Source organism: Thermus sediminis, from assembly GCF_003426945.1.
GTDB classification, from domain to species: domain Bacteria; phylum Deinococcota; class Deinococci; order Deinococcales; family Thermaceae; genus Thermus; species Thermus sediminis.
Window position 1 is genome coordinate 1,286,568 of record NZ_QURO01000004.1, and the last position, 23,827, is coordinate 1,310,394.

Consider the following 23,827-nt stretch of genomic DNA (forward strand, 5'->3'; position numbering starts at 1 on the left):
TGACGAGGGCCTACTGCAAATGCTAAGGTGGACTTAACGACCGGACGGTAAAATCTCCCGGAAGGAGGTCTAAGGATAGAGGTTCCCCAACACAAGGAGATCCGCGAGCTGGCCCGCCGCTTCCTGGCGGAGCGGGGGTCGGCCCTACGGGAGTACGAGGAAAAGGAGGTTTTCCCCTGGCCCTTGGTAGAGGAGATGGCCCGGCTGGGGTTTCTCGGGGTCTTCGTGCCTGAAGAGCTGGGCGGCGCGGGCCTGGACTTCTGGGCCTACATCGCTCTCTTGGAGGAGATGGGGGGTACGCCTCTTTGCGCTCCATCCTCTCCGTACAGCAGAGCCTGGTCCTAACCCCTATCCTAGCCTACGGCACGGCGGAGCAAAAAGGGCGCTATGTCCCTCACCTAGCCTGGGGGGAGGTTCTAGGGGCCTACTGCCTTACCGAGCCGGGGGCGGGTTCCGATGCCGGGAGTCTGCAGGCCCGGGCCTACCGCGATGGGGACCACTACCTCCTGGAGGGGCAGAAGACCTTCATCTCCCACGCCAACGTGGCTGAGGTCTTCCTGGTTTTCGCCAAGACTGATCCCGAGAGGGGAAGCCAGGGGATCACCGCCTTCCTCGTGGAGCGCCGGGACGGAGTCAAGACCATGCCCCTGAAGGGAAAGCTGGGGCTGCGGGCAGCGGACACGGGGATGGTCTTCCTGGACGGGGTGCGGGTGCCCAGGGAAAGGGTCTTGGGGCAGGAGGGGGAGGGATTCAGGATCGCCCTTTCCACCCTGGACATAGGCCGGATCGCCCTGGCGGCGGGGGCGGTGGGCCTGATGCAGCGGGCTTTGGGCCTTTCCTTGGCCTACGTAAAGGAGCGGCAGCAGTTCGGCCGGCCCATCGGGGCCTTCCAGCTGGTCCAGGAGAAGTTGGCGGAGATGAAGCTGGACCTCGAGGCCAGCCGCCTCCTTGTCTACCAAGCGGTGACCAAGAAGCTGTCCGGGGAGCGGTACACCCTGGAGGCCAGCATGGCCAAGCTCTTCGCCTCCGAGGCCGCCAACCGCGTGGCCTACAAGGCCATCCAGGTCCACGGGGGGTACGGCTTCTTTGAGGAGTACGAGGTGGCCCGGCTCTACCGTGACGCCCGCATCCTCACCCTCTACGAGGGCACCAGCGAGATCCAGAAACTGGTCATCGGGGCCCACTTGACGGGGTTGAGGGCGTTTTCCTAATGAGAAGGCTTTCCGGTAAAACCGACCCATTCACCGGAGCGGCCAGGAGCGTCGGCTGGGCGGCCCTAGGGCTTTTTGCCCGGGGGGAGGGGCTGGTGGTCGTGGAGGCAAAAGCCCTTTGGGAGGCGGTAGTGGGCCTCGAGGCTAGGCCTCGGCCAGCCCAAAGGGGTGGAAAGGGCTTTCCAGAGGGGCCCCGGAGAGCTCGGGGCCACCCGTGGGGTGCCCGCTTCGCCGGGGTCGTCTCACCTGGGCTTCCTCTTGGAACTTGCCTCTGGAGGGGTGGGTGCGTACCCTGGAAGCGGACCTCATGGGGGTTTCTGGTAGCGGGAGGGGCTGGTGAGGTTGTGGAGGGTGGGGATAGCCTGGTGCCAACGGGCTCTGTGCTGGCCCTTAAAGGCTAGCCCCCAAGGGTATCTGGGTGGGCATCCCTTTCCCCGGTCCCACGGGCGGGTTATCCCTGGGGTCGGGAATCAAAGGAGGTAGATAGGGATGGGCATGTACTTTGAGGACTTTGAGGTGGGCCAGCGGTTTGTCACGGCCGGGCGCACGGTGACCGAGGCGGACATCGTCAACTTCGCCGGGGTCTCGGGAGACTACAATCCCATCCACACCGACGCCGAGCACGCCAAGGAGACCTCCTTTGGCCAGCGCATCGCCCATGGCCTTTTGGTGCTGGCCATGCTGACGGGCTTGAGGCAGCGCTCGGGCCACTTTGAGGGAACCCTCATCGCCTGGCTGGAGGTCCGGAACTACCGCTTCCTGAAGCCTGTCTTCATCGGGGACACGGTCCACGGGGAGACGGAGATCCTGGAGAAGCGGGAGACCTCCAAACCCGACCGAGGGATCTTGGTCCAGAGGGTGCGGGTGGTGAACCAAAGGGGTGAGGCGGTGCACGAAGGGGAGTTCGTGACCATGGTCCGGAGGAGGCCAAGGGGGTAAGGCATGGACTTCAGCCTGGACCAGGAAACGGCAGCGCTTAGGGACCGCGTGCGGGCCTTCATAGAGGAGGCTGTCATCCCCCGGGAGGGGGAGGTGGCCAGGGACCTGGGGCGCCTGGAGGGGGTCCTGGGGGAGCTCCAAAGGGAGGCCAGGGCCTGGGGCCTCTTCCTACCCCAAATGCCCCGGGAGTTGGGCGGGCTTGGGCTTTCCTAGCGGCAGCTCGCCGTGATCCTGGAGGAGGCGGGGCGGAGCCTCTTGGGCCCCCGGGCCCTCAACGCCGCGGCCCCCGACGAGGGGAACATGCACCTCCTCCACCAGGTGGCCAGCGAGGCCCAAAAGCGCCGCTACCTCCACCCCCTCCTCGCAGGAGAGGTGCGGAGCGGCTTCGCCATGACCGAGCCCATGGGGGCGGGATCGGACCCTAGCCTCCTCCAGACCACGGCCCGGCGCAAGGGAAGGGGGTTTGTGCTGGAGGGGCGGAAGTGGTACACCACCGGGGCCGAGGGGGCGGCCTTCTTCATCGTCCTGGCCCGGGCGGAGGAGGGCCCCACCATGTTCCTGGTGGACCGGGACCACCCGGGCCTGAGGCTCCTCCGCACCATCCCCACCATGGACCACTGGAGCCCGGGGGGGCACGGAGAGATCCTCCTGGAGGGGTGCGAGGTGGGGGAGGAGGCGGTCTTGGGGGAGGTGGGCAAGGGCTTCCACTACGCCGAGCTCCGCCTGGACCCGGCCCGCCTCACCCACTGCATGCGCTGGCTGGGCGTGGGGGTGCGGGCCACGGAGCTGGCCCAGGAATACGCCCTGAGGCGGGAGTCCTTCGGGAAGCGGCTGGCGGAGCACCAGGGGGTGCAGTTCATGATCGCCGACAGCCACATGGAGCTCCACGCCGCCCGCCTCATGGTCTGGCACGCCGCCTGGAAGCTGGACCGGGGGGAGAGGATCCGCCACGAGGCCTCCATGGCTAAGGTCTTCGTGGCCGAGGCCGTGGGCCGGGCCGTGGGCCGTGGACCGGGCGGTCCAGATCACGGGCGGCCTGGGCATCAGCGAGGACATCCCCCTCTCCATCTTCTACCGGGAGGTACGGCCCTTCCGCATCTACGACGGGCCCAGCGAGGTCCACCGGGCCAGCATCGGCAAGCGGGCCCTCTTCAAGGGGCTCAGGCCATGAGGGAGGCCCTGGAGGCCACCCTTAGGGAACTCTTCGGGCCGGGGGAGATCCTCGCCCTGAGGCGCCTCCCCGGGGGGGCCTCCAAGGAGGCCTGGGCCCTGGACTACCGCACGGGGGATGGGGTCCTCCCCCTCTTCCTCCGGCGGGCGGGAGGGGGGGTGATCTACTCGGGAACCCTGCCCCTGGCTCAGGAGTTCCGCCTCCTCCAGATAGCCCACGCCCACGGGGTTAGGGTTCCCAAGCCCCTCCACTACTTCCCCGAGCTGGAGGGACGGGAAGCCTTCCTCATGGAACGGCTGGAGGGAGAGTCCATTGGGACCCGCATCGTCCGCCGGCCCGAGTACGCCCAGGTGCGGGCGCGCCTCCCCGAGGCCATGGCCCGGGAGCTGGCGGCCATCCACGCCATCCCCCTCTCCGAGGTGGGCTTTCTCCCCCCTCCCAGCCAACCCCCCTGGCAGGAGGCCTTGGCCCTGGCCTACCAGGACCTGGACGCCCTGGGCGAGCCCCATCCCGCGCTAGAGTGGGGGCTCCGTTGGCTCTCGCAAAACCCCCCGTCCCCCCGGTCCCCCGTGCTGGTGCACGGGGACTTCCGCATCGGCAACCTCCTCGTCAGCAGGGAGGAGCTCCTCGCCGTCCTGGACTGGGAGTTCGCCCACCTGGGCGACCCCCGGGAGGACCTGGCCTGGCCCCTGGTCCGGGCATGGCGCTTCGGCGAGGACGCCAGGCGCCTGGGAGGAGTGGGGGAGGTGGGCCCCTTCCTGGAACGCTACAACGCCCTCACGGGGAGGGAGGTGGCCCCGGAGGAGCTCTTCTGGTAGGAGGTCTCGGGCAACCTCCGCTGGGGCCTGGGGGCCCTGAAGCAGGCCAGGCGGCACCTCAGGGGCGAGGAGCGCAGCGTGGAGCTCGCCGTCCTGGGGAGGCTTGCCGCCGAGATGGAGTACGAGATCCTTCATCTCCTGGAAGGCTATGGATAGGCCCACCCTGGACGAACTCCTGGAGGCGGTGGGGGAGTTCCTGGAACGGGAGGTCCTGCCCACCGTGGGCGACCCCAGGCTCCGCTTCCAGCTCCTGGTGGCCCTGAACGCCCTAAGCATCGCCCGCCGGGAAGCCTCTCAAGGGGAGGCCCTCAAGGGGGAAGAAACGGCGGAACTCCAGGCCCTTCTCGGGAAGGCCGGGGAGCGGGAGGCCCTCCTCCAGGAACTGGCCCGGAGGATCCGCCAGGGCCAGGCCCCCGAGGCCACCCCCGCCTTCCTCAAGGCCCACGTGCGGCGGAAGCTCCTCCTGGCCAACCCCAAGCTCCTGGAGCGCTACCCATGAGGCGCCGCCTCCTCCTCCTGCGCCACGGGGAGGTGGACTACTTCCCCGGAGGGCGGCCCGTCCCCCCGGAGGAGGTGGGCCTCACCCCCAGGGGCCGGGCCCAGGCCGAGGCCGTGGGGGAGCTCCTCCAAGGGGTCCCCCTGGACCGGACCGTCCACTCCGGGCTCAGGAGGACCCAGGAGACCGCCGAGATCATCCTGAAGGGCCGCCCCGTCCCCCTGGAGGCCTGGCCCGAGTTCCAGGAGATCCGCCCGGGAAGGCTTAGGGACCTGGAAGACCCCAAAGGGGCCTTCCTCCAGGCCTTCTCCCCCAATGACCCCTCGGACCGCTTCCTGGGCGGGGAGCGCTACCGGGACTTCCTGGACCGGGTCCTCGCCGCCTACGCCCGCCTCCTGGCCCAACCCTGGGACACCCTCCTCCTCGTGGCCCACGGCGGGGTGATCCGGGCCCTCCTCTCCTACGCCCTCACCGGGCAAAGGGGCTTCCTCCCCCTGGAGGTCCACCCCTGCGGCCTCTCCGTCCTGGACCTGGACGGGGAAAAGGCCCTCCTCCGCCTCCACAACCTCACCCCCCATGACCCCCTCCCCAAGGACCGCAGGACCACCATGGAGGCCCTCTGGGAGGCCTACGAGCGGGAATAAGCGGGCTCGGGGAAAGGAGCCGGAACCCATTAGCAGAGCCCCGGCAGGGCTTCCTTGGCCTCCTCCTGCTCCGCCCGCCTCCGCCCCTCGTCCCAGCCCAGGAGGGGGGCCATGCGCTCCACCACCCGGGGCAAGGCCAGGAGGGCCTGCTCCCGGTCCAGGAGGGCCAGGCCCATCCTCCGGGCCAGGACGTCCAGGGGCTTCCTGGCAAGCTCCCGCCCCACGGCCCACACCACCTCCCCCTCCAGGTAGGGCAGCCCGGGAAGGAGGGGCCTATCCCCAAGGGCCGCCACCTTAGGGGCCAGGACGCCGTAGGTGGCGTAGAGGTGCTCCGCCACCCCTTCCGGAAGGTCCAAAGGAGGCCTGGGGCCCGCCCCCAGGAGGGGGGTGGCGTGGGAGGAGGAGGGGGGGAGGGTGAGGCCCAGGTCCCCGGCCACCCGCTCCACCAGGTCCCGGGCCATGAGGCGGAAGGTGGTCCACTTCCCCCCCACCAGGGTGTAGAGGCCCCCCCGGGCCTCTATGTGGTGGTCCCGCACGAGGAACCGGGTCTCCCCCCTCCCCACCAGGGGCCTCAGGCCCGACCAGGCCGCCCGCACCCGGCCCGAGAGGTCCCCCAGGTAGGGGCGGACCTCCTCCAGGAGGTAGGCCACCTCCTCCTCCCGGGGGAGGGGGCAGGGGGTGGGCCCGGCGGGGAGGTCCGTGGTCCCCAGGAGGGCCCTCCCCCGGTAGGGCAAGAGGAAGAGGACCCGGCCGTCTCGGGTCCGGGGGAGGAGGAGGCCCGCCTCCAAGGGGTAGTCCAGGACCAGGTGGGCCCCGCTAGAGGGGGTGAGGAGGGGAGGGAGGTCGGGGTCCAGGAGGCGGCGCACCCCGTCCGCCAAAGGGCCGGTGGCGTTCACCACCGCCTTGGCCCAGACCTCCACCTCCCTCCCCGTGAGGCGGTCCTCCACCACCGCCCCCCGCACCCTCCCCCCCTCCAGGAGGAGGGCCTTGGCCTGGGCGTGGTTCAGGGCCACGCCCCCCCGCTCCAGGGCGGAGAGGATAAGGGCCAGGTTCAGGCGGAAGTCCTCAAACTGCCCATCCGCGTAGGCCACGCCCCCCAGGGTGGGCGGGAGGTCGGGGAAGAGGGCCCGCACCGCCCCCGGGGGGAGGTAGCGGCTTGGGGCCAGCCACCTCCTCCCCGAAAGGAGGTCGTAGAGCTTGAGGCCCGCCCAGTAGTAGGGGATCTCCAGGGGCCGGAAGAGGGGGGTGACCAGGGTGAGGGGCCGGGCCAGGTGGGGGGCGAGCCCCAGGACCACCCGCCTCTCCCCCAGGGCCTCCCGCACCAACCGGAGCTGGCGAGGGTCCAGGCGCCGCACCGCGAGCTCCAGGTACCGCACCCCCCCGTGGAGGAGCTTGGTGGAGCGGGAGCTCGTCCCCGAGGCGAAGTCCTTCGCCTCCACCAAGGCGGCCTTCAGGCCCCTCAGGGTAGCCTCCCACAACACCCCCGCCCCCGTGGCCCCGCCCCCCAGGACGAGGAGGTCCCAGGGTTCCCTTAGCCTTTCAAAGAGGGCTTCCCGGTCCGTCACGCTCCCTCCCTGGCGAAGCCCAGGGCCCGCTCCACCGCCCGCCGCCACCCCCGCCAGAGGGCCTGGCGGCGCTCCTCGGGCATCCGGGGGAGGAAGCGGGCCCCCAGGCCCCAGGCCCCCCGCACCCCCTCCAGGTCCAGCACCCCAGCCCCTACCCCCGCCATGAGGGCCGCCCCCAGGGCCGTGGTCTCCGTCACCCGGGGCCGGGCCACCCCCCTCCCCAGGAGGTCGGCCTGGATCTGGAGGAAGAGGTCGTTCCCCGCCATGCCCCCGTCCACCCGGAGCTCCCGGAGGGGGAGACCCGCCTCCCCCGCCATGGCCTCCGCCACCTCGGCCACCAGGAAGGCCACCCCCTCCAGGGCCGCCCGGGCCAGGTGGGCCTTGGTGGTCCCCCGGGTCAGGCCCAGGATGGCCCCCCGGGCGTAGGGGTCCCAGTAGGGGGCCCCCAGGCCGGTGAAGGCGGGGACCAGGTAGACGCCGCCCGTGTCCGCCACACCCCCCGCCAGGGCCTCCACCTCCCCCTCCTCCCCCAGGAGGCCCACCTCCTTCAGCCACTGGACAGCCGCCCCCGCCACGAAGATGCTCCCCTCCAGGGCGTAGGTGGCCCTTCCCCCTAGCTGCCAGGCCACGGTGGTGAGGAGGCCCCTCTGGGAAGGGACGGGCTTTTCCCCCGTGTTCAGGAGGAGAAAGGCCCCCGTGCCGTAGGTGCACTTCCCCTCCCCCGCCAAGAGGGCCGCCTGGCCAAAGAGGGCCGCCTGCTGGTCCCCAAGAACCCCGCGGATGGGAATGGGGGCCCCAAAGAGCTCCCCAAGGGCTTCCCCAAACTCCCCGTCCGAAGGGCGCACCTCGGGAAGCATGGCCCGGGGAATCCCCAGGAGGTCCAGAAGCTCCCCGTCCCAAGAGAGGGTGTGCAGGTTGAAAAGCAGGGTGCGGCTGGCGTTCGTGGGGTCGGTGGCGTGCACCCTGCCCCCGGTGAGCCGCCAGAGGAGCCAGGTGTCCACGGTGCCGAAGAGGGCCTCCCCCCTCTCCCCCTTCGCCCGCAGCCCGGGGACGTTTTCCAGAAGCCAAAGGAGCTTGGTGCCGGAGAAGTAGGGGTCCAGGAGGAGGCCCGTGCGCTCCCGGAAAAGGGGCTCCAAGCCCCTCCCCCTCAGGGCCTCGCACAAGGGGGCCGTGCGCCGGTCCTGCCAGACGATGGCCCGGTGGAAGGGCCTCCCCGTGGCCCGGTCCCACACCAGGGTGGTCTCCCGCTGGTTGGTGATCCCCAGGGCCACCACCGCCCCGGGGTCCACCCCCGCCTGGCGCAAAACCTCCCGGGCCGCCCATGCCTGGGTCTCCCAGATCTCCTCGGGGTCGTGCTCCACCAGGCCCGGGGCCGGGTAGTGCTGCCGAAACTCTCGCCGGGCCATCCCCACCACCTCCCCCTCCGGGGTGAAGAGGATGGCCCGGCTGGAGGTGGTCCCCTGGTCTAGGGCTAGTAAGTAACTCATAACGCCTCCCGTAAAAGCCTCGGCTCACAGGAGGAGGGCCAGGCTGAAATCCCCCGGCAAAGCCCCCAAAACCTTTGCTCCAGGCTCCCTTCCCCTACCGGCCGTCTCGCCCACGAGGAGAACCCCCTCCACATCCACCTCCTCCGCCCTTTGGGCAAAGTTTCCTATGGGAATAACCGCCCCTTCCCTAGCAAAAACTGGGATCTTCTCTAATCTAGAAACTTGCACTTATGTATTCCGGGGATAGTTATGCTCGGGGGGACCCCTTGAAAGGGGCCGCGGGTTTCCCCTCAGATGACGGGTGCCATGCACCACAGGGTCCTTCCCCCCTCCTAGCCCTTTGGCCAAGCCCCCACCTCCGGGAATCCCTCAAAGCCCCCCTCTCCTGTTTCTCCAGGACCAAGGCAAGTGGCCCTAGACCAGGCCAGGAGGGGAAAAGGCCCCAAGCCCCGCCTCCTGGTGGTCCTGGACCTGTCCTCTTCTTTCACATCTTTCACGGCAAGGGGGAGCTCCATCTGGTGGTCCCTCGTCTACAGAGACCTCCGCCTCCCCTGGGCCTACCGTCTCTTTCGGGGTAAAGGGGAAAAGGCCCTCTCCTTCCTGGCCTCCCTCCCGCCCTGGACGCGCCGGGCCTTCCGGATACGGGTGGCGGTGGTGGGGATGCGGCGGGACGGGCGGCTGGCGGGAGGGGGGAGGCTTTCGGACCTGAGGCGCCAAGGGGTGAGGGTCCATCTGCGGGGGCTTTCCTTCCCGGTCTGAGTGGTCTGGTACCACCTTTCCTACCACCGCCCGGACCGCGCTCACCTGGGGGAGGAGGAGGTTCAAGGTTGAGCACTTCTTCCGTGCCGCGAAGGGAGAGTTCTCCCTGGGGCAGTTTGGGCGGCGGACACCTCTTGGGGCGCACCGCTTTTTGGTGCTTTCCCTGCCGGCCCACTGGGTGCGGGTGGGCGAGGGGTGGGGTGGGCTTGCCTGGCGAGAGGCGGCTCCCATGGCGGCGCGGGTCTGCGAGGGGCAAGGGGGGAAGGTTTATGCGGGCTATGCGGGAGGTGCAAGTTTTGAGGTGAGCTACCTGAGGCCGGTACGGGGCGGCAGCCTGTTGGCTAGGGGCCGCGTCCTCCACCTGGGGAGGCGGCTAGCCCATGCGGTGGGGGAGATCTACCTGGAGGGGAGCCCCGTGGCCTTCGCCAAGGGCACCTTTTATCGTCTGGAGCCGGACCGGGCCCAAGGAGGAAGGTAGACTTGGGCCAAAGGAGGTGGAGGCGTGCTTTTAAGCACCATGATGGACGAGGAGCTAAACCTTTGGGACATCCTGGAGCGGGCGGCGGAGCTTTTCGGGAAGAAGGAGGTGGTCTCCCGCCTCCACACCGGGGAGGTCCACCGCACCACCTACGCCGAGGTCCACCGCCGGGCCCGGCGGCTCATGGGGGGACTAGGGGCCCTGGGGGTGGGCGTGGGGGACCGGGTGGCCACCCTGGGCTTCAACCACTTCCGCCACCTCGAGGCCTACTTCGCCGTGCCGGGGATGGGGGCCGTCCTCCGCACCGCTAACCCCCGCCTCTCCCCCAAGGAGATCGCCTACATCCTCAACCACGCCGAGGACCGGGTCCTCCTCTTTGACCCCCAGCTCCTCCCCCTGGTGGAGGCCCTCCGCCCCGAGCTCAAGACCGTGGCCCACTTCGTGGCCATAGACGATAGGGCCCTTGAGGGCTACCTGGCCTACGAGGAGGTCCTGGGGGAGGAAAGGGACCCGGTGCGGGTCCCTGAGCGGGCGGCCTGTGGCATGGCCTACACCACCGGGACCACGGGGCTTCCCAAGGGCGTGGTCTACAGCCACCGGGCCTTGGTCCTCCACACCCTGGCCGCCAACCTGGAGGACGGCACCGCCCTCTCCGAAAGGGATGTGGTCCTGCCGGTAGTCCCCATGTTCCACGTGAACGCCTGGTGCCTTCCCCACGCCGCCACCCTGCTAGGGGCCACACAGGTCCTCCCCGGGCCCAGGCTGGATCCCGCCTCCCTGGTGGAGCTCTTGGACGGGGAGGGGGTGACCTTCACCGCTGGGGTGCCCACGGTCTGGCTGGCCCTGGCGGACCACCTGGAAAGGACCGGCCACCGCCTTAGAACCCTGAAGCGCCTGGTGGTGGGGGGTTCTGCGGCTCCAAGGAGCCTGGTGGAGCGCCTTGAACGCATGGGGATAGAGGTGCGCCAGGGCTATGGCCTCACCGAGACCTCCCCGGTGGTGGTGCAAAACTTCGTCAAGAGCCACCTGGAGGCCCGCCTCTCCCCAGAGGAAAGGATCGCCCTCAAGGCCAAGACCGGCCTCCCCATCCCCCTGGTGCGCCTCCGGGTGGCGGATGAGGAGGGAAGGCCCGTGCCCAAGGATGGGAAGGCCATGGGGGAGATCCAGCTCAAGGGGCCCTGGGTCACCCAGGGCTACTACAGGAACGAGGAAGCGAGCCAAAGGGCCCTCACCCAAGACGGCTGGTTCCGCACCGGGGACATCGCCGTCTGGGACGAGGAGGGCTACCTGGAGATCAAGGACCGCCTCAAGGACCTCATCAAGTCGGGCGGGGAGTGGATCTCCAGCGTGGACCTGGAGAACGCCCTCATGGGCCACCCCCAGGTGAGGGGGGCGGCGGTGGTGGCCATCCCCCACTCCAGGTGGCAGGAGAGGCCCCTGGCGGTGGTGGTGCCCAGGGGGGAGGAGCCCACCCCCGAGGAGCTCAGCGCGCACCTCCTAAAGGCGGGCTTCGCCCGGTGGCAGCTCCCCGACGCCTGCGTCTTCGTGGAGGAGATCCCCAGGACGAGCGCGGGCAAGTTCTTGAAGCGGGCTCTTAGGGAGAGGTACAGGGACTTTTTTGGGGGAGGAGCCTGATGTTTCTGGAGCGCTTTCGCCTGGATGGCAAAGCGGCCCTGGTCACCGGGGGCTCCCGGGGGCTTGGCCTCGAGGCGGCCCTGGCCCTGAAGGAGGCGGGGGCTAGGGTGGCCGTCTTGGCCCGTCGGGCCGGTTTCTTGGAAGAGGCTAGGAAGGCTCTGGGAGAGGACGCCCTCTACCTGGAAGGGGACGTGCGGGACGAGGCTCGGTTGGAGGAGGCTGCGGAGCTGGTGGAGGAGAGACTCGGCCCTCTCACCATCCTGGTGAACGCGGCGGGGATCAGCTGGGGTGCTCCCAGCCTGGAGATGCCAGTAGAGAAGGTGCGGGAGGTCCTGGAGGTGAACCTGGTGGGGGCCCTTCTGGCCAGCCGAGTGGCCGCCAGGCGCATGAAGGAAAGGGGCTACGGCAAGATCGTCCACATCGCCTCCGTGGCCGGGCTCAAGGGGGAATACCCCGAGGTCCTGGACGCCGTGGGCTACTCCGCCTCCAAGGGTGGGGTGATCGCCCTCACCCGGGACTTGGCGGTGAAGTGGGGGAGATGGGGCATCCGGGTCAACGCCCTGGCCCCCGGCTTCTTCCCCACGCGGATGACGGAGAAGGTCCTTCCCCGTGCGGAGCCCCTCCTAAAGGCCACCCTGCCCTTGGGCCGACCGGGGCAGCCGGGGGAGCTGGGGGGCGCGGTCCTCTTCCTGGCCAGCCCGGCCTCGGACTACATCACGGGGGCCGTCCTCCCCGTGGACGGTGGGGCCGCAGCCCTTTAGGCCTTAGGGCGCCCTCGAGGTCAGGGAAGCCCCAAGGCGCCCATGCCCCTCGCCCGCAGTAAGGCAAGAAGCCCCTTTTCCAGATCCCCATTCACCCCTTTTATCCATCCCCTTCTCTTGGTCTTCGGTCTATGGTCAAGAGGAGGGCCTCCATCTTCGCAAAGGCCTCCAAGACCGGATGCCCTTTCAGGCAGGACGCCCCCCAGGGCCTCCAACGCCCCTCCCCCGTGGCCTTGCGCACCGCCTCCCGCTCCAAGCGCACCACCTGGCAGGTCCCGGGAAAGGCGCCTATGCGGCCGACGGCTCCAAGAACCCCAGCAGCGCCCGGTCTTCCCTTCCCTCCACCTTGGCCTGGGCCAGGGTGGCGCCGCTTTGCCCGTGGGCAAACGGGTCCAGGAGGTGCGGGGCCAGCACCCCCACCAGCCCCACCTGGGGGCTGTCCCCTTTGCCGCTTCCCCGGAGGGTCTTCCCGTCCACCACCGCGATCTCCCCCAGGTCCCCTTCGGGGAAGATGAGGAGGGCTTTCTGGGCACCGTGGGGTGGTCAGAGGATACCGCTTGTTGTGGGCCCAAGGGCCAGGAATCTGGCCCAGGGCTTCGCCCAGGGTCACGGCCCCTTGTCTACCCAAAAGAGGCATACCAGTAAGTCTGGCAGGCCCTCCTGGGGACTTGAAGCTGGGGGGGGAAGCCCCTAAACTGAATGGGGTAGGGGAGCTGAGGCTTCCCCTTCGGCTGGCCCCATCGTCTAGCGGTTAGGACGCGGCCCTCTCAAGGCCGAAACGGGGGTTCGATTCCCCCTGGGGTCACCATGGGCGGCTAGCTCAGCTGGCGAGAGCGCTCGCCTTACAAGCGAGAGGCCAGAGGTTCAAGTCCTCTGCCGCCCACCAGTCCCTGCCCCGTCTCTTTGGGAGACGGGGTTTTTCTTTAAGGCCCTTTTAGGAGGCTACGCACCCCCTCGGGGAGGGGTTCCTCGGGGAAGAGGGCTTGGAAGCGCCGGGCCAGGTCCTCGAGGAGGGGCCTAAGCTCTTCCTTGCGCAGGGCCTCGGGGTAGAGGTCCCGCATCTCCTGCAAAAGGGCTGTTCGGGCCAGGTGCCGGGCCACCAGGAGGGCCTCCCCGGCAAGCCCGGTGGGCTTTCCCCGCTTGAGGCGCTCCGCCTCCTTGCGCACCCCGAGATCTCCCAAAAGGCGGCGGCAGGTGGGACAGGGGTGGGTTTGGCTGGGGGCCTCGCAGAGGGGGCAGGGGCTTCCCCTCCGCCTGGCGAGGAGGGCCAGGGCGGCCCGGGCCACGGCCTCCCGCAGCCCCGGGGGAGCCTTTTCCGCCAAGGCCAAGGCCTTGCGGCTAGCCTCGGGGGACGGCCCTGGAGGCGAAACCCCGCCTTCCCCTTCGGCCTTGGCCTCCAGCTTTCCCACCTGGAAGCGGATCTCCTTGACCATGCCGGGAAAGCGGGCCTCGTAGCGCTTGAGGAGGGCCAGGCGGCTATAGGTGAGCTGGTGGGCCACCACAGGGTCGGGTACTTGGACTAGGAGGGTTTCCCCTTCCAGGGCGACGGCCTCCGTGATCCGGGCCAGCTCCCGCCCCGCCACCTCCCGCCAGGCGGCCAGCACCAACCCCCGCCTGAGCCGCTCCTCACCCCCGGCCCGCCTCAGGGCCTCGGGGATGACCTCCTCTAGCTTCCGGGGCACAGGACCACCCCCCCCTCTATAGAGCATACCGGCATCCCCTCCGGGGCCAGAAGCCCTGCCAGGATCACCTGGGGGAGCCCCTTGGCGTAGGCCAGGACGGTCCTTCGCCTGCCTTCGTCCAGCTCTTCGCTCCACTCGTCCACCAGGAGAAGGGGGGGGTCCCCGTGGTGTTCGGCGAGGAGGCGGTGCTCCGCCAGGCGCAGGGCCAGGGCCAGACTCCTGGCCTCCCCCCGACTGGCGAAGCGGTGGGCGGGGCGGCCCTCGAGGAGGAAGACCAGGTCGTCCCGGTGGGGGCCGAGGAGGGTCTGTCCCCGCAAGCCCTCCTCCGCCCGCTTGGACTTCAGGGCCTGGAGGAAATCCCCTGCCACGCTCTCCTCCAGCCTCAGGTCGGCCTCGAGGGGGGCTAAGGCCCGGTGGACCTCCTGGAAGATGGGGAGGAAGCGGCGCAAAAAGCGCCGCCTCAAGGCCATGATCTCCTCCCCGTAGCGAACGAGCTCCCGGTCCCAGACCTCCAAGCCATTCCCTCCCGCCTTCAGGAGGGCGTTCCGCTGCCGGAGGACCCTCTCGTAGGCGGCAAGGAGCGCGCCATAGCGCCGGGAGAAGCGGGAAAGGAGGCGATCCAGGAACGCCCGCCTCTCCTCCTTGGAGCCCAGGACCACCTCCACATCCTCGGGAAGCACCAGGACCGAGCCGGGGAGCTCGTAGAGGGCCCTGAGGCCCACAGGTTTTTCGTTTAGGCGGATCTCCCGCCCCTCGGGGGTGATCCTGTGTTCCACCCTGTAGACCCCGAGTTCCGCCTCCACCTCGGCCTGGAGCCAGGCCTCCTGCTCCCCAAAGCGCACCAGGTCCGCCAAGGCTCCCCGCACCTCCCCGCCTAGGGCCAAGTGGATGGCGAAAAGCAGGCTGGTCTTCCCCTGGGCGTTTCTCCCCACCAGGGCGAAGGGGCCTGGGGGGGGGCGGAACTCGGAAAAGCCCAGGTTGCGGAAGTTCCTTTGGCGGAAGAGTAGGAGCCGCATCAGAGCCGAACCCTAAGGGAAAGGGCGGGCAGGAAGAGGAGGGCCAGGAAGAGGAGCCCGGCCCCCAGGAGGTAGGGGGCCTCAGGGGCCAGGCGGTAAAGCCCCGTCCCCAGGACGGGCCCCAGCATCCGCCCCAGGGCCTGGGCGGCGCTGTTGAGCCCCGCCACCGGGCCCTGCTCCTCTTCCTTTACAGCCAGGGAGAGGGCGGCCGTCACCCCAGGCCCGGCCAGGGCTGCCCCTGCCCCCTGGAGGGCCAGGCCCAGGGTCAGGGCCGGGAAGCTCTGGGCGAAAACCAGGAGCAAAAAGCCCAGGATGCTCACGGGGAGGCCAAGGAGGAGGAGGGTCCTGGGTGGCCAGGCAAGCCACCGCACCAAGAACCCCTGGACGAATACGGCCACCAGACCGTAGAGGACCAAGGCCATCCCCACGGCCCGGGCTGTGTCCACCCCGGATAGCCCCAGGCGGTCTTGGAAATAAAAGGCCACCGTTTGTTCCAGAGCCACAGCCGAAAGGTTGAGGGCAAAGCCCAAGAGGAGAAGGGGAAAGACCCTGGGGTCCAGGGGGGAAAGCCGGGCCCCTTTCCCAACGCCCCTAGGCCGGGACTCGGGAAGGACCATGTGGACAAAGAGGGCGTTCAGAAGGGCGATCCCCACGGAGAAGAAGACCGGGGCCAGAAGGCCGAAAAGGGCGGCGAGCCCTGCCCCCAAGGCAGGCCCCAGGATCACCGCCAGGCCAAAAGCTGCTCCCAGGAGGGCCATTCCCCCCACGCGGCTTTCCCGGCCGGTCACGTCGGCCACGTAGGCCTGGGCCGTGGGCAGGGTGGCGGAGCTGAAGGCCCCCCCCAGGAGGCGGGAAAAAAGGAGAAGGGCGAAGAGGAGGTCCTGGGGGAGGAGGCCCTTTTGCCCCAAAAGGGCAACGAGGCCAAAGAGGAAAAAGCTCAGGGCAAATCCCAGGATGCCCAGGAGGAGGATGGGCTTCCTTCCCCCCTCGCTCCGCCTGCCCCAGTAGGGGGAGAGGAGAAACTGCATGAGGGCGTAGCCCGTGGAGAAGAGGCCCACCTGGACTTCGCTTAGGCCCAGTTCCCGGCCCAAAGGCCCCAGGATGGGGAAGAGGATGGAAAGCCCCAGGACGCTGTTGAAGAGGGTGAGGAAGAGGAGGCCCAGGGGGGACATCCCCCAGAGTCTAACCGAAGCGCCCGGTGATGTAGGCTTCGGTGTAGGGGTGTTTGGGTTTGGTGAACAGCTCCTCGGTGGGGCCCTCCTCCACCAGGACCCCCAGGTGCATGAAAAGGGTGCGGTCAGAGACCCGTGCGGCCTGTTGCATGTTGTGGGTGACGATGATCACCGTGTAGCGGCTTTTGAGTTCCAGGATAAGGTCCTCTATGGCCTGGGTGGAGATGGGATCCAGGGCGCTGGTGGGCTCGTCCATGAGGAGGAGGGGCGGCTCCACGGCGATGGCCCGGGCGATGCAGAGCCGCTGCTGCTGCCCACCAGAAAGCCTCAGGCCGCTCTGCTTCTTGTAGATGTCCTGGACCTCCTCCCAGAGGGCTGCCCGCTTCAGGGCCTCCACCACCCGGTCTTCCAGCTCGCTTCCCTTTACCCCCATGAGGCGGAGGCCGAAGGCGACGTTCTCAAAGATGGTCTTGGGGAAGGGGTTTGGCTTTTGGAAGAGCATGCCGATGTGCCGCCGCACCGCCACCGGGTCCACCCGGGGGTCGTAGATGTTTATCCCTTCGTAGAGGACCTCCCCCGTGATCCGCACTCCAGGGATGAGGTCGTTCATCCGGTTGAGGGCGCGGAGGAGGGTGCTCTTACCGCACCCCGAGGGGCCGATGATGGCGGTCACCTGCCTTTTGGGGAAGCGGACGTTGATGTCAAAGAGGGCCTGCTTGTTCCCGTAGAAAAGGCTGAGGTTGCGGACGTCCACCAGGGCTTCGGCCTCGGGTACGGGCGCGGTGCGAACCGTCTGGTGATCTTGCAATATCTCCAGTTTCACCATTCCCTCCTGAAGCGGTTCCTCAGGTAAAGGGCGGCCAGGTAGAGGCCGGAGAGGACCAAGAGCATGGCCAGGATGCCCGCTGCGGCCACCCGGGCGAACTCGACCTGGGGTTGGCTGACCCAGAGGTAGATCTGGACGGGGATGACCGTGTATTCGGAAAGGGGGCCCGAAGGGTAGAAGGGGACGAAGGCGGCTGCCCCCACCAGGAGCAGGGGAGCGGCCTCCCCAATGAGGCGGGCGGCGGAGAGGATGACCCCGGTGACCACCCCGGGGAGGGCGGCGGGAAAGACCACCCGGAAGACCACCTGGCTACGGGTAGCCCCCAGGGCGAAGGCCGCCTGGCGGATTGAGTCGGGCACGGCCCTCAGGGCCTCCCTGGCCGTCACGGTGATCACGGGGATGCCCAGAAGGGCCAGGGTCATGGCAGCCGCCAGGATGGTGGGCCCCAGCCCGAACTCCCGCACAAAAAGGGCCAGGCCCAGGAGCCCGTAGACGATGGAGGGTACCCCGGCCAGGTTGCGGAGGTTGACCTCGAGGACCCGGTTGAGCCGCCCCTCCCGCAGGTACTCCTCCAGGAGGATGGCCGTCCCTACCCCCACGGGGATGGCGATGAGGAGGGCCAAGGTGAGGACCCAGACCGTGCCGGCCACGGCCACCCCGATCCCGGCAACGAGGGGGTTGCGGGAGGGGAAACGGGAGAAGAAGGTCTGGTCCAGCCAGGGATTGAGGACCAGCCTTTCCCCTTCTCCAAGCTCGGCCTTGAGCTCCTCCCAGCGCCTCAGGCCCTCGAGGAGAGGCAAGTCCAGGATACGGTCGTCCCACGAGTTCGTGACCACATAGCGCAAAGGCCCCTCGTGGGTGTTCCACATGAGCTCCACCCGGTTCTGGTTGAGGAGGACGCTGAGCTCCCTAGGGTCTTGGAGCAGGGCCTCGGCCTCCTCCTCCGTATAGCCCTCCTGAAGGAGGGCCACCCTCAGGGCTTCCTGCCAGGGGGTGCCCAGGGGGAAGGTTTGGGAAAGACCCACGTCGGAGCGCACCACCTGTACGGAAAAGCTCCGGTAGGTGGTGTCCAGGAGGAGCCAGGAGAGGAGGGCCAGCGCCAGGATGAGGGGAAGGACCAGGGCGCGGGCGAAGACCCGGTCTATCCGCGCCTTCCAAGGGTCTTGGCCCGCGGCCTTGCCTAATACGCGCTCACTCATCTCACTCATACCGCTCCCTGTAGCGCTCCACCACGTACTGGGCCAGGATGTTGAGGCCTAGGGTCATGAGGAAGAGGGTAGCCCCCACGGCGAAGAGGGACAAGGAGGCGGTGGAGCCCGCGGGCTGGTCCCCGGTGGCTGCCTGGACGATGAAGCTGGTCATGGTGGCGATGGTCTCCCTGGGGTCCAGGGTTAGGGTGGGGCGCTGCCCCGCGGCGATGGCCACGATCATGGTCTCCCCGATGGCCCGGCTGGTGGCCAGGATGATGGCGGCGATGATCCCGGAGATGGCGGCGGGGAAGACCACCCTCAGGGCCACCTCGTAGGGCCTGCCCCCTAGGGCATAGGCGGCCTCCCGGATAGCCCGGGGCACGGATTGCATGGCGTCTGCGGCTACGTTGGACACGTAGGGGATGATGGCGAAGCCCATGACGATGCCCGCCGAAAGGGGGTTGAAGAGCTGCAACCCGGGGATGAACTGCTGGAGGAAGGGGGTCACGGTGAGGAGGGCGAAGTAGCCGAAGACCACGGTGGGGATGCCTTCAAAAAGCTCCAGGACCCCCATGATGCGGGCCCGCACCCCATGGGGGGCCAGCTCGGAGAGGTAGACGGCCAGGGCCAGCCCCAAGGGAACGGCCACGGTCAGGGCGATGAACGTGACCAACAGGGTGCCGGTGATGAGGGGGGCGACGCCGTAGCGGGGTTCAGCAAAGAGGGGGGTCCACTCCCGGGCGAAGAGGAACTCCGTCAAGGGTACCCGGCGGAAGAACTCCAACACCTCCTCCAGGAGGCTTAGGACCACCCCCAAGGTGGTGAGAAGGGTCACAGAGGCAAGGAGGAGGAGGAGGACGAAGGCGGAGATATCCCTGGGGTTGCGGGAAGGGCGCTGGCGTAGGAGGTCCATATCCTTGTTCATTTCTATTCTGTGGATAAGGGGTGGGGGCGACCCCCACCCCCTTTCCCCAGTCAGTTTACCGCAGCTCCCTCCTCAGCTCCTCCACGAACCTGGACAGGGGAGTGGCCGGAGGAAGGTCCATGAAGAAGGTGCCGGTCCTCCTGCGGTTCACCAGTTCCTGACCGAGGCTGTAGACGTCGGCGGGGAGATCCACGTAACCCGTGGCCCGGATGGCCCGGCGGGCCTGGGGGGAGAGGTAGAAGTTTAGGAAGTCCTGGACCTCCCTGCGCTCCAGGCTCCGCACGTTCACATAGATGAAGAGGGGCCGGGCCAGGGGCTGGTAGGTTCCGTCCAGCACGCTCTCGCGAGAGGGCGCCACGCAGCCCCTGCCGTTGTCGATGCTCACCGACTTGACCTTGCCCTTGTTCTCCTCGTAGTAGGCGAAGCCAAAGTAGCCCAGGGTGTAGGGGCCCGCCGCTACCCCACGGAGGATGATGTTGTCGTCTTCAGAAGGGAAGAAGTCCGTGCGCGAGGCTCCCGACCGGCCCATGATGGCCTCGGTGAAGTAGTCAAAGGTGCCGGAGTCGGTGCCGGGGCCGTAGAGGACGATGCGGGCCCTGGGCCACTCCCTCCGCACATCGGACCAGAGGGTCACCCTGGAGTTGGGCTCCCAGATGGCCTTGAGCTCGCTGGTCCTCAGGCAGGTGGCCCAGGTGTTCCGGTTGCTCACGACCACGGTAAGGGCATCGTAAGCGATGGGAATCTCAATGAACCGGATCCCGTTCCTCTCGCACTCCTCCAGCTCGGACTTCCTGATGGGGCGGCTGGCGTTTTGGATATCGGTCTCCCCGCGGCAGAACTTCCTGAACCCGCCCCCGGTGCCGGAGAAGGCCACGGCGATCCTAACCCCCGGGTTCCTCTGGATGTACTCCTCCGCCACCGCCTGGGTGATGGGGTAGACCGTGGAGGAGCCATCTGCGCGGATCTGGGCCAAGCCCGTTCCCGCTACCGCCAAGACCGCCAGTCCTAACGTCCATTTCTTGCTCATCGCAACCCTCCCACCGTAAGGATGGCAGCCTCGTGTCAGGAGAATGTCAAGGTATCCTTTGTCAAGGTAGGGTCAAGGCCGGCCAGATTGTAAAGCCCCCGGCGGATCACCGCCCCCCCGAGAAGCCTCTCCCCCCGGTAGAAGGCGGCGCTCTGCCCCGGGGTCACGGCGAAGACAGGGCTCCTGAAGCGGAGGCGAAGGGGGTTTAGGGACTCCACCTTGGCCCAAACGGGAGGTGTGCGGTAGCGCACCTGGACCTCCACCTCCTCGCCCAGCCCGGCCAGGAGGTTTACCTCCTCCCCCTCCATCCCCCCGAAGAGGGCGGCCTCCTTGGGCCCCACGTAGACCACGTTCCCCTCCACGTCCAGGCCCACCACGTAGCGCTCCAGGTGGCTCTTCCGGAGGCCTAGGCCCTTCCGCTGGCCCAGGGTGTAGAGGCCCGCCCCCTCGTGCTCCCCCACCACCTCCCCAGTGAGGGCGTCCACCAGGGGGCCGGGCCTTACCTTCAGGCGCTCCTTCAGGAAGCCCTTCAGGTCCCCGGCCACGAAGCAGAGGTTCTGGCTCTCCGGCTTCTTGGCTGTGGGCAGGCCCGCCCGCTCGGCGATCTGGCGCACCTCCTTCTTGGTGAGGTGCCCCACGGGGAAGAGGAGGTGGGGGAGGGCCTCCTTGGGGGTGCCCCAGAGGAAGTAGCTCTGGTCCTTTTGGGGGTCCAGGCCCCTTAGGAGGGCCTCCCCCTCCCTCCTGACGTAGTGCCCGGTGGCCACGTAGTCCAGGCCAAGCCTCCTTGCCTGCCTGAGGAGGGCCCCGAACTTCACGAAGGTGTTGCAGCGGGCGCAGGGGTTGGGGGTGCGCCCCCGGGCATAGCCCTCTAGGAAGGGGGCGATGATGGCCTCCTCAAAGACCTCCCGGTAGTCCAAGAGGTAGAAGGGGATGCCGAGGAGGTCCGCCACCCGCCTCGCCTCGTAGGCGGCGTCCGGGGTGCAGCAGCTCTCCCAGGCCCGGCCCCCTTCCCCCTCGAGGCTCATGGGGGGCAGGTCGGGCCAGAAGCGCATCATGGCCCCCGCCACCTCGTAGCCTGCCTCCTTAAGGAGGTAGGCGGAGACGGAGGAGTCCACCCCTCCGGACATGGCCACGAGGACGCTTCCCCTCATGCCACCACCTTCTCCCCCACCGCTGCCTCCGTACTCCGGATGGCCACCTCCACCATGTCCGGGGTGGGCTCGGCCACGGTGAGGGCCTGGAAGCGGAAGCCGAGCTCCCTCAAGAGGCGGGAGATGGGGTCCTCGTGACGGGCGGAGAAGTAGAGGAGCTCAAAGGCCAGGGCCGCCACCAGGGGCAGGAAGAGGACCCTGGCCAAGAGCCGCCACCAGAGGACCTCGGGGGCGGGGATGAGGCTGTAGACCAGGACCGAGACCGCGATGACGAAGGCGATAAAGGTGGTGCCGCACCGGGGGTGGAAGCGGGGCTGGGCCATGACGTTCTCCACGGTGAGGGGAAGCCCCTTCTCGTAGGCGTGGATGGCCTTGTGCTCCGCCCCGTGGTACATGAAGAAGCGGCGGATCTCCGGCATGCGCCCGATGAAGAGGAGGTAGCCCACCAGGATGCCCACCTTGATGAGGCCCGCCAGGAGGTTGTAGAGGACGGGGTAGCGGGCGGGATCCAGGAGAAGCCCAGAAAGGAAGCCGGGAAGCACGATGAAGAGGGCGATGCCCAGGAGGAGACTGAAGAGGATGGTACCCCAGAGGGCTCCCTTGGGCATCTCCTCCTCTCCCCCCACCAGCTCTGCGCTCCGGGCCAAGGCCCGGTAGCTCACGGAAAGGGCGTCCACAAGGGCCACCACCCCGCGGAGGAGGGGAAGCCTGGCCCAGGGGTAGCGCGTGCTCAGGGCCTTTTCCTCGTGGCGCTCCACGTGGACCTGGCCATCGGGGAGGCGCACCGCCAGGGCCCAGGCCCAGGGGGCCTTCATCACGACCCCCTCGAGGGCCGCCGCCCCCCCGAGGGTCGCCTGCTTGGAGAGGAGGAAAAGCCGCATCCTTCCTATTCTGCCACGGGGAGGCGTGGTATAACCCAAGGTGTGATCACGCTCTCCCGCACCGAGGCTTCCCTGGCCGAAGGCGAGGCCCCCCTCAAGGTGGTCTGGGTGAAGGAGGGGAGGCTCCTTCCCCAGGGGGAGGCCCTGGACGCCCGCCTAGGGGGGGCCCTTAGGCGGGCCTTGGAGGGGGTCTCCCTCAAGGAGGGGGAGAGCCTTCTCCTGGCCACCCCGGAGGGCCAGGTCCTCCTCTTTGGCCTAGGGGAGGACGCCAGGGGTAGCGGGGGGAGGCTCGCCCAGGCCCTCCAGAGGCTTCGCTTCCCCGGGGCCCTGGTGGAGCCCCTGGAGGAGGCCTACCCCCTGGTGGAGGGGCTTCTCCTAGGGGCCTACCGCTTCCACCGCCACAAGTCGGAAAGGGAGGAAAGGCCCCTCACCCTCCACCTCCCCGGGGTGGAGGAGGCGGTTTTGGAGAGGGCCAGGAAGGTGGCCCAAGGGGTCTACCTGGCCCGGGACCTGGTGAACGAGCCCCCAAACCTCCTCACCCCGGAGGCCCTGGCGGAAAGGGCCCTGGAGCTTAGGGCCTTGGGGGTTGAGGTGGAGGTCCTGGACGAGGAGGCCATCGCCCGCCTGGGCATGGGGGCCTTCTTGGCCGTGGCCCAGGGCTCGGCCAACCCGCCCCGCTTCATCCAGCTCCGCTACGCTCCCCCTGGGGCCAAGGCCCGGCTGGACCTGGTGGGCAAGGGCCTCACCTTTGACTCCGGGGGCTACTCCCTCAAGCCCACGGAGGGCATGGCCACCATGAAGGGCGACATGGCGGGGGCCGCCGCCGTCATGGGAGCCGTGAAGGCCGCTGCCCTCCTGGGCATCCCTGTGGAGCTCAAGGGCTACATCGCCGCCTGCGAGAACATGATCTCAGGCCGGGCCTACCGGGTGGGGGACGTGCTCAAGACCCTTTCCGGCAAGACGGTGGAGGTGATGAACACCGACGCCGAGGGCCGCCTCACCCTGGCGGACGCCCTTTTCTACGCGGAGAGGGAGGGGGCGGAGCGCATCCTGGAGCTTTCCACCCTCACGGGGGCTGCGGTGGTGGCCCTGGGGGAGGAGGTGGCGGCCCTCTTCGCCACGGAGCCCTCCTGGGGAGGCCTGGTCCAGGAGGCGGCGGGGAGGGCGGGGGAGAAGGTCTGGCCCCTGCCCCTGGAAAGCGCCTACCGGGAGAAGCTGAAAAGCCCCGTGGCCGACCTGAAGAACGTAGGGGACCGAAACGGCGGGGCCATCACCGCCGCCTTATTCCTTTCGGAGTTCGTGAAGGTGCCCCTGGTCCACCTGGACATCGCCGGGCCCGCCTTCGCCAAAAAGGGCCACGCCCTGGGCCCCGAGGGGGGGACGGGATTCGGGGTGCGGACGATCCTGGAAGTAGCCCAGTCCCTGCGATAGAGGGGCCCGGGGAAGCCCCCCCGGGCCCTCCTCACCGTTGGGTTACTTCTGGCAGCTGGGGCACCGGCCCCGAAACTCCAGCCGGAACCCCTCTAGCGCCCAGCCCGCCCGCTCCGCAGCGGCCTGGAGGGCGGGGTTCACGTCCAACTCGGGGAGGTTCTTCAGGAGGAGGTCCTCCACCTTGCCGCAGGCGATGCAGACCAGGTGGGCGTGGGGCTCGTTGTAGCCGTCGTAACGGGTGTAGCCCTTGGGGTCCTTGAACTCGTAGATGAGCCCGTGCTCCCGGAGGACGTGCAGGTTGAGATAGACGGTGGAGAGGCCGATGTCGTAGCCCCGCCTCTTCAGCCCCTGGTAGAGCTCCTCAGGGGTGGGGTGGACGTTCTTGCGGTCCAGGAAGCTCAGGATCCGCTCCCGCGGCAGGGTATGCCGCAGGCCCACCGCCTTCAGCCGCGTCCGGTAGTTCTCCTTTTCCTTGGTCCTTGGCATGGCTTCTCCTTCCTTACGGTTCCAGTATACACCCAGGGCGGGCTGATGCAACACCCCTCGGACGGTCTGTCAGACA

Annotated in this window: 22 protein-coding genes, 2 tRNA genes and 2 pseudogenes; 13 read left to right on the forward strand and 13 right to left on the reverse strand. The window is 68.5% G+C overall.

Annotated features, from left to right (window positions below; all coding sequences use genetic code 11):
- Positions 1–75: 75 nt before the first annotated feature.
- The 6 genes and pseudogenes from ATI37_RS07485 (at position 76) to ATI37_RS07510 (ending at position 5,279) form a co-directional block, all read left to right on the forward strand.
- Positions 76–1,211 (forward strand): annotated as a pseudogene (locus ATI37_RS07485) (acyl-CoA dehydrogenase family protein).
- A 489-nt stretch (positions 1,212–1,700) separates the two neighbouring features.
- Positions 1,701–2,150 (forward strand): MaoC family dehydratase, encoded by a 450-nt coding sequence (locus ATI37_RS07490; RefSeq protein ID WP_117237812.1) that lies wholly within the window; start codon positions 1,701–1,703, stop codon positions 2,148–2,150.
- Positions 2,151–2,153: 3 nt separating this feature from the next.
- Positions 2,154–2,363, forward strand: a complete 210-nt coding sequence (locus ATI37_RS12110) for an acyl-CoA dehydrogenase family protein (RefSeq protein ID WP_232822468.1) — start codon at positions 2,154–2,156, stop codon at positions 2,361–2,363.
- A gap of 12 nt (positions 2,364–2,375) precedes the next feature.
- On the forward strand, positions 2,376–4,139 hold the full coding sequence (locus ATI37_RS12670) for a phosphotransferase (RefSeq protein WP_456300747.1): 1,764 nt from the start codon (positions 2,376–2,378) through the stop codon (positions 4,137–4,139).
- A gap of 148 nt (positions 4,140–4,287) precedes the next feature.
- The gene (locus ATI37_RS07505) at positions 4,288–4,638 is read left to right on the forward strand and encodes a DUF6285 domain-containing protein (protein ID WP_117237813.1); all 351 of its coding nucleotides are present in this window, start codon (positions 4,288–4,290) and stop codon (positions 4,636–4,638) included.
- Complete coding sequence (locus ATI37_RS07510; RefSeq protein WP_117237814.1) at positions 4,635–5,279, forward strand: histidine phosphatase family protein; 645 nt, start codon at positions 4,635–4,637, stop codon at positions 5,277–5,279. The genes ATI37_RS07505 and ATI37_RS07510 overlap by 4 nt, the downstream gene beginning before the upstream one ends.
- A gap of 29 nt (positions 5,280–5,308) precedes the next feature.
- Here the strand turns inward: ATI37_RS07510 and ATI37_RS07515 are convergent, their stop codons facing one another.
- Together ATI37_RS07515 and glpK are read right to left on the reverse strand one after the other, a co-directional pair.
- Positions 5,309–6,844 (reverse strand): glycerol-3-phosphate dehydrogenase/oxidase, encoded by a 1,536-nt coding sequence (locus tag ATI37_RS07515; RefSeq protein ID WP_117237815.1) that lies wholly within the window; start codon positions 6,842–6,844, stop codon positions 5,309–5,311.
- Positions 6,841–8,331: a glycerol kinase GlpK gene (gene glpK, locus ATI37_RS07520; protein ID WP_117236656.1), complete on the reverse strand. Its 1,491-nt coding sequence runs from the start codon at positions 8,329–8,331 to the stop codon at positions 6,841–6,843. The genes ATI37_RS07515 and glpK overlap by 4 nt, the downstream gene beginning before the upstream one ends.
- A gap of 266 nt (positions 8,332–8,597) precedes the next feature.
- Here glpK and ATI37_RS12675 point away from each other — a divergent pair.
- The 4 genes and pseudogenes from ATI37_RS12675 (at position 8,598) to ATI37_RS07540 (ending at position 11,964) form a co-directional block, all read left to right on the forward strand.
- Positions 8,598–9,390: pseudogene (locus ATI37_RS12675) on the forward strand (hypothetical protein).
- A 1-nt stretch (position 9,391) separates the two neighbouring features.
- Positions 9,392–9,568 (forward strand): PaaI family thioesterase, encoded by a 177-nt coding sequence (locus ATI37_RS12680; protein ID WP_456300748.1) that lies wholly within the window; start codon positions 9,392–9,394, stop codon positions 9,566–9,568.
- Positions 9,569–9,592: 24 nt separating this feature from the next.
- On the forward strand, positions 9,593–11,203 hold the full coding sequence (locus tag ATI37_RS07535) for a long-chain fatty acid--CoA ligase (RefSeq protein WP_198665527.1): 1,611 nt from the start codon (positions 9,593–9,595) through the stop codon (positions 11,201–11,203).
- The gene (locus tag ATI37_RS07540) at positions 11,203–11,964 is read left to right on the forward strand and encodes an SDR family oxidoreductase (RefSeq protein WP_117237817.1); all 762 of its coding nucleotides are present in this window, start codon (positions 11,203–11,205) and stop codon (positions 11,962–11,964) included. Before ATI37_RS07535 ends, ATI37_RS07540 begins: the two co-directional genes overlap by 1 nt.
- Before the next feature lie 288 nt (positions 11,965–12,252).
- On the opposite strand, the gene ATI37_RS07545 is transcribed toward ATI37_RS07540, so the two are convergent.
- Positions 12,253–12,444 carry a hypothetical protein gene (locus ATI37_RS07545; RefSeq protein WP_198665528.1) on the reverse strand — a complete coding sequence of 64 codons (192 nt, stop codon included), beginning with the start codon at positions 12,442–12,444 and terminating at the stop codon, positions 12,253–12,255.
- 253 nt (positions 12,445–12,697) lie between these two features.
- On the opposite strand from ATI37_RS07545, the gene ATI37_RS07550 reads away from it, so the two are divergent.
- Together ATI37_RS07550 and ATI37_RS07555 are read left to right on the forward strand one after the other, a co-directional pair.
- Positions 12,698–12,772 (forward strand) — tRNA-Glu (locus ATI37_RS07550).
- A 1-nt stretch (position 12,773) separates the two neighbouring features.
- A tRNA-Val gene (locus ATI37_RS07555) sits at positions 12,774–12,850 on the forward strand.
- Between the two features lie 37 nt (positions 12,851–12,887).
- Here ATI37_RS07555 and ATI37_RS07560 read toward each other — a convergent pair.
- The 9 genes from ATI37_RS07560 to ATI37_RS07600 form a co-directional block, all read right to left on the reverse strand.
- Positions 12,888–13,646: a DUF721 domain-containing protein gene (locus tag ATI37_RS07560; protein WP_198665529.1), complete on the reverse strand. Its 759-nt coding sequence runs from the start codon at positions 13,644–13,646 to the stop codon at positions 12,888–12,890.
- On the reverse strand, positions 13,631–14,662 hold the full coding sequence (gene recF / locus ATI37_RS07565) for a DNA replication/repair protein RecF (protein WP_117237819.1): 1,032 nt from the start codon (positions 14,660–14,662) through the stop codon (positions 13,631–13,633). The genes ATI37_RS07560 and recF overlap by 16 nt, the downstream gene beginning before the upstream one ends.
- Positions 14,662–15,834 carry an MFS transporter gene (locus ATI37_RS07570; RefSeq protein WP_117237820.1) on the reverse strand — a complete coding sequence of 391 codons (1,173 nt, stop codon included), beginning with the start codon at positions 15,832–15,834 and terminating at the stop codon, positions 14,662–14,664. The genes recF and ATI37_RS07570 overlap by 1 nt, the downstream gene beginning before the upstream one ends.
- Positions 15,835–15,844: 10 nt before the next feature.
- Entirely contained in the window at positions 15,845–16,660 is an 816-nt protein-coding gene (pstB, locus tag ATI37_RS07575; protein WP_117237821.1) for a phosphate ABC transporter ATP-binding protein PstB, read from the reverse strand.
- Positions 16,654–17,859, reverse strand: a complete 1,206-nt coding sequence (gene pstA / locus ATI37_RS07580) for a phosphate ABC transporter permease PstA (protein WP_117237822.1) — start codon at positions 17,857–17,859, stop codon at positions 16,654–16,656. The genes pstB and pstA overlap by 7 nt, the downstream gene beginning before the upstream one ends.
- Before the next feature lies 1 nt (position 17,860).
- Entirely contained in the window at positions 17,861–18,763 is a 903-nt protein-coding gene (gene pstC, locus ATI37_RS07585; RefSeq protein WP_117238560.1) for a phosphate ABC transporter permease subunit PstC, read from the reverse strand.
- Between the two features lie 67 nt (positions 18,764–18,830).
- Positions 18,831–19,802, reverse strand: coding sequence for a PstS family phosphate ABC transporter substrate-binding protein (locus tag ATI37_RS07590; RefSeq protein ID WP_117237823.1), 972 nt, complete (start codon positions 19,800–19,802; stop codon positions 18,831–18,833).
- 35 nt (positions 19,803–19,837) lie between these two features.
- Positions 19,838–20,953 carry a tRNA 2-thiouridine(34) synthase MnmA gene (gene mnmA / locus ATI37_RS07595; protein WP_117237824.1) on the reverse strand — a complete coding sequence of 372 codons (1,116 nt, stop codon included), beginning with the start codon at positions 20,951–20,953 and terminating at the stop codon, positions 19,838–19,840.
- Positions 20,950–21,834: a DUF1385 domain-containing protein gene (locus ATI37_RS07600; RefSeq protein WP_198665530.1), complete on the reverse strand. Its 885-nt coding sequence runs from the start codon at positions 21,832–21,834 to the stop codon at positions 20,950–20,952. Before ATI37_RS07600 ends, mnmA begins: the two co-directional genes overlap by 4 nt.
- 42 nt (positions 21,835–21,876) lie before the next feature.
- Between ATI37_RS07600 and ATI37_RS07605 the strand changes: the two genes are divergently transcribed.
- Positions 21,877–23,265, forward strand: a complete 1,389-nt coding sequence (locus ATI37_RS07605) for a leucyl aminopeptidase (RefSeq protein ID WP_117237825.1) — start codon at positions 21,877–21,879, stop codon at positions 23,263–23,265.
- Between the two features lie 42 nt (positions 23,266–23,307).
- Here the strand turns inward: ATI37_RS07605 and ATI37_RS07610 are convergent, their stop codons facing one another.
- Positions 23,308–23,751, reverse strand: a complete 444-nt coding sequence (locus tag ATI37_RS07610) for a Fur family transcriptional regulator (protein ID WP_117237826.1) — start codon at positions 23,749–23,751, stop codon at positions 23,308–23,310.
- Positions 23,752–23,827 lie beyond the last annotated feature (76 nt).